The following is a 5,188-nucleotide window of genomic DNA, read 5'->3' as shown; positions in this document are numbered from 1 at the left end:
GAGCTAATAACTTTTCATCTTTCTTCTCAAAGCCAAGAAAAGTAATAGCGGGAAGTGTTTCTTCAACATTATATCCGATATCAATTGAAAGGAGGTTTTTATCACTCCTTCTATCTCTACCAAAACCTTCTCCAAAAACTAAGTAATTAGGAGTAAATACAGAATAGATAATATTTTCAAACTCTTTTGATCCACAAAAAAAAGATTCATTATTAAAGTATTCACCTGCTCTATATAGAGCATATGCTGCAGATACAGGATAATTAGTATTTTTATCTCTAAGAGATTTATTATCTAAAATGTATTTTGCTAACTTAAATGTACGCTTCTTTAGATTTTCCAAGAAATCTTTTGAAAGCAAATCACTATAGTGAAATAGTACATCTAAATAAACAATACATTCGAACACAGAAGTACCAGTCCAATCTGAATCAATATCATTTAGATACCCTCCATCAGGCAGTGTTACTGTATGCTCTGCCCAAGAAAAAAGCTTTATTGAAGCATTAATCCACTTTTCATCACCACTTTGTCTTGCCATCTCTAAAAATGGATACATTGCTTCAAAGCATCTTCCATGAATTTTTCCACAAGCAGGACAGATAATAGCACCATCTATTCGTTTATCTTGGGATGACAAAAGATGCGAATAAAGAGCCTCGCACCAACTAGCAAGGAGATCATTAATCATTTGTTTATTCATCTTACTGCCTCACAGGGATATCACTATATGCATTTCTAAAACTTACTAAGTCTAATTCAGGAAGAGTAATTAAATCAGAAGTATCTTTCATATGCTTTAAAAGAGATGCATACATATTAATAATTACTTCATCATATTCTTCATAAAAAGCAAGATTGTTACTTTCAACTCTATCTTTTTCCAAATCATAGAGTTCAACAAACATCTCATCTTTAAAGATGTCTAAAATAAGTTTGTAATTATTTCTAATAACACACCTTTGGAAGTTTGATCTTGCCCCATTTCCATCATATTGAATAAAGATATCTCTATTTAATCCTTTTTTATCACCGTTAGTAATTAATGATAGAAGTGAAACTCCTTCAAAGTCATTTTTTGATTCAATATTTAAGAACTCCATAATAGTTGGCATAACATCGATATGGCTAACATGTGTATTAATATCTCTTGCATATTCCCCATTTGGAAATTTTATCGTCAGTGGAACATGTGATGATTCTTCATACATGCACATTTTCTGAAAGAGCCTATGACTACCAAGCATTTCGCCATGGTCAGTTGTAAAAATTATCATTGAATTATCATAAATTCCCTCAGTTTTTAACTCATTAATAAGGCGCCCAACACATTCATCAAATAGAGCGACTTGACCAAGATATACTCTCCAAGCTTCTCTCCACTCTTCTTCACTGTATCTAGCCCCCACAATACCTGTAAGATTATACATCTGTAATGGCGACTGATGAGGATAGTACTTACCTACATTTTCCGGAAGAAAAACATCATCTTTTTTAACAAGGGAAAACCATGGCTCAGGAATTTCCAATGGAGGATGAGGTGCAAGGTACATAGCACTATAAAACAGAGGCTTTGATTTATCTCTCTGTTTCAAAGCTTTAATACCTTCATCTGTAAAATAAATATCAAAGAAATATTTTGAATCAAAAGGGTATAAACCTGTTTCTGCATTTGAATATTTTGCAACCTTGGTAACTTTTCCATCTACCATTTCAGGAACATAGGTTTTAAAGCGAGGAAGTACACCTGGTTGCCTAACATTATTATCTTTAAGCATCTGCTTATAACTTTTTTCTGTTGATGCCCAATGTGTTAAATTATCTCTATCTTCAAGCTTACCACCCTCTGTAAAAAGATGTTGCTTGCCACTATGTATAGAGTACCATTCTTTTTCCATAAGAGAGTATAGGTTTTCTATATCACTCTTTACATCTCCATATTTTGCATCTCTTTTCTCCCAAGGATTGATTAACGAACCATTTGATGATGGGCATAATCCTGTAAAGAATGCACCACGAGAAGGAACACAAAGAGGGGATGCGCAATAGGCTGAAGAAAACCTTACACTTTCGTTCATCAGAGCATCAATATTAGGGGTATAACCTCTATTAAAAACGTCAAATCTCAGTTGATCAGCCATTATGATGATTAAATTAGATTTCATATGTACTCCATACAAAGTGGCTGGACCAAATGGTCCAACCAGATATTTTTATATTATTTTGCGTAGAATCTATCCAATGCTGCCTGGTAAATAGCAATATATTTATCAACACCCATTGTTTTGAGCTTAGCTTGGAAAGCATTCCACTCATTATCAACTCCACCATCAACAATCCAAGAAGCATATTTTTGTAGAACGTAGGAATCGATATCTGTCTGTAAGATACTAATTTCATCTATCTCATCCTCAGTGAAGAATACACTTGGATACATCTCTGAAAGTGGTACAAGATATGGTTCAAGGAAGATATCATTATTTCTTCTTTCTCTAAGGTTAGCATTAAGCTCTAGCTTATCAACAATTTCATTCATTACTGCAAATGTTCCATCATTACCTGGACCATATTCATGGATGATTGCATCAAGGTTTGTTCCTTTTGGAACTGGGAGGAACTTATATCCACCATCAGCAGTCTTCTCAAGTGCTTTACCAATCATACCTTGGCAGATTTCAAGTGATGTCTCTCTGTCATATGATTGATCAATCCATCTCATTAAAACTTCTGGATGTTCGCACTTATTTGTGATAGCAAATGCACCTCTAGAGATAACCTTAGCATTTACTCTTCTCCAAATCTTATCACCATTAACGTTTTCAATTGGAGCCATGAGAACATAGTTTTCCTTGTTAGCGGCTGCTGTTGCAGATGCACTCCAACCAAGGAACATACCTACGATATTTTGAGGATTCTGAATCTTTGAAACATAAACATTCTTGTCATGTGTGAAAACTTCCTTATCGATATATCCCTTTGAGTAGAGCTCATGGAACCATCTAATTGCATCCTTATACTCTTCGGTAGTAGGAGTATAAATTGCCTTTCCATCCTTTACGATAAAGTGGTAGATATCATCAAGCTGTCCCATGATACCAAACATAGACTGGATACCCTGCTGTCTGTTATAAACATCTGTAGAGCTATATCTAAATGTAAATGGAATTTCATCATTAGGATCACCATTACCATTTGCATCCTGTTCCTTAAAAGCTTTTAATACAGCTTCAAACTCTTCAATTGTGGTTGGAACCTCAAGGCCAAGGTTATCAAGCCATGTCTTGTTAATAAAGAGGTGGTCATGTGTTGTAGGGTTAATTTCATTGATTGTTCCAAGCGCATAGATATTTCCATCTGGAGCTGTTAATTGAGCTCTATATTCTGGATGCTGATCCAAAATAGCCTTATAGTTTGGAGCATATTCCTCGATTAAGTCATTAAGAGGAATTAACATACCCTGAGATGCATATTTCATAATATCTACATCAGAGAGAATATCGTTACCATAGAATGCATCAGGAAGCATATTACTTGCAAAAATCAAGCTCTTCTTTTCATTCCAACCATCATCAGATGACATGTTCCAAGTAATTTGAACATTTGTTGCTTCTTCGAGGTCCTTAAAGAACTGGAGTTCCTTAAAATCCTTATTTTTCTGAGTAGCTGCTGCAATCTCAAATGTAATTGGTTCATTTACGATAGGCAGGCCTTCCTTATTAAAAGAAATGTCTGCTTTTGTACTTTTCTCTGCTTCCTTAGCACCACCAGCAAAACAAATGCTAGTTACCAAACAAGCAATAATTAGTAATGATAATGCTTTTTTCATTTATACCTCCTATTGTATCAGCCCTTTACAGAACCGATCATTACTCCTTTAGCAAAATGTTTCTGCAGGAATGGATAAACAACCAAAACCGGCAGTGTCGAAACAATAATAAGGCCATACTTTATTAATTCTGCAGCCTTTTGCTGTTCGACCATACTATCTACATCGCCAAGGCCTGAAGCTTGGTTCTGTAGTAATATTCCTCTCAATGTAAGCTGGAGAGGATACAGTTTTTCATCTCTTAGATAGATAAGTCCATTCATGAACTCGTTCCAGTGTGCAACTCCGTAATAAAGAATTAAAACTACAATAATTGTCTGAGATAAAGGTAGTATTATTTTTATGAAATACTGAATATGACCTAAGCCATCTACTGAAGCTGCTTCGAAAAGTTCTTCTGGAATATTATTCTTCAGATAGTTAACTGCAATTATGAGGTTAAAAACGTTAATAGCAGGTAACAACAGAATTACAAGTCTAGTATTATAAAGCTTAAGTTGAGCCATCCAAAGATAGGTAGGAATCATACCTCCTTGGAAGTACATTGTGAACATTGCAAGGAACATTAATGGATTTCTCAAGCAAAATTCTTTTCTGCTCAAAGGATAAGCAAACATCATTGTAAGTGCAATTTGGATTGTAGTACCTACCACTGTGTAAAAGATTGTATTTGCATATGATCTCCAAATCTTTGTGTTTTCAAATATCTTCTCATAACCAGTAACGTTGAATCCTTTAATCCAAAACACAACTTCACCATTGTTAATTGCAACTGGATCTGAGAAAGATGCAATAACAATAAAGTACAGTGGATAAAGCACACATAGAGCAATGAGGCCTAGAAGTACATAGTTAAAAATATCAAATGCTTTATCAGAAAAAGACTGTGCATGGAATCTTGATAGTGAATTACTTTTCATCTTTTCCCCCATCACCATAAACTATTTTTCGTTATCTTCTTGGCAAGGTAGTTACACGAAATCAAGAGGATGATATTAATCACGTTGTTAAATAGGTTAATTGCAGCAGAATAACTATACTGAGCGTTAATAAGACCAACTTTATATATGTATGTCGAAATTATTTCACTTGTAGCTAAGTTCTGAGCATTTTGCATCAAATATGCTTTTTGGAAACCAAGGTTCATAACCTTTCCAATTTCCATGATAAACATCATGACCATTGTTGGCAAAATACCTGGAAGATCGATATGCCAAATCCTCTGCCACTTATTTGCACCATCTATTTCAGCTGCTTCATACAAATCAGGACTAATACCTGCTAATGCAGAAATATAAATAATTGCATTCCAACCTGCATTCTGCCAAACACCTGATGCAACAAATACACCTCTAAAGTATT

At 34.6% G+C, this 5,188-nt stretch carries 5 protein-coding genes; all 5 read right to left on the bottom strand.

Features of this window, described 5'->3' with window-relative positions; translation table 11 throughout:
• Positions 1–703 (bottom strand): hypothetical protein (locus SOY52_RS07025; RefSeq protein ID WP_320848250.1); only part of this gene is annotated, 703 nt, incomplete at its 3' end.
• A 1-nt stretch (position 704) separates the two neighbouring features.
• Positions 705–2,165 carry a sulfatase gene (locus SOY52_RS07020; RefSeq protein ID WP_320848249.1) on the bottom strand — a complete coding sequence of 487 codons (1,461 nt, stop codon included), beginning with the start codon at positions 2,163–2,165 and terminating at the stop codon, positions 705–707.
• A 53-nt stretch (positions 2,166–2,218) separates the two neighbouring features.
• Positions 2,219–3,826 (bottom strand): extracellular solute-binding protein, encoded by a 1,608-nt coding sequence (locus SOY52_RS07015; protein WP_320848248.1) that lies wholly within the window; start codon positions 3,824–3,826, stop codon positions 2,219–2,221.
• Between the two features lie 17 nt (positions 3,827–3,843).
• Positions 3,844–4,746: a carbohydrate ABC transporter permease gene (locus SOY52_RS07010; protein ID WP_320848247.1), complete on the bottom strand. Its 903-nt coding sequence runs from the start codon at positions 4,744–4,746 to the stop codon at positions 3,844–3,846.
• Between the two features lie 11 nt (positions 4,747–4,757).
• Positions 4,758–5,188, bottom strand: a 431-nt coding sequence (locus SOY52_RS07005; RefSeq protein WP_320848246.1) for an ABC transporter permease subunit, incomplete at its 5' end; no start/stop codon positions are given.

Origin of the sequence: Bullifex sp. (assembly GCF_034103065.1) — a bacterium.
In the GTDB taxonomy this organism is placed as follows: Bacteria; Spirochaetota; Spirochaetia; order Sphaerochaetales; family Sphaerochaetaceae; genus Bullifex.
This window is presented reverse-complemented; position numbering and strand designations above follow the sequence as displayed.

Excerpts from the sequence above, each read along its gene's own strand:
- SOY52_RS07010 (WP_320848247.1), bottom strand. The coding sequence starts at position 4,746 with ATGAAAAGTAATTCACTATCAAGATTCCATGCACAGTCTTTTTCTGAT.
- SOY52_RS07015 (WP_320848248.1), bottom strand. The coding sequence starts at position 3,826 with ATGAAAAAAGCATTATCATTACTAATTATTGCTTGTTTGGTAACTAGC.
- SOY52_RS07020 (WP_320848249.1), bottom strand. The coding sequence starts at position 2,165 with ATGAAATCTAATTTAATCATCATAATGGCTGATCAACTGAGATTTGAC.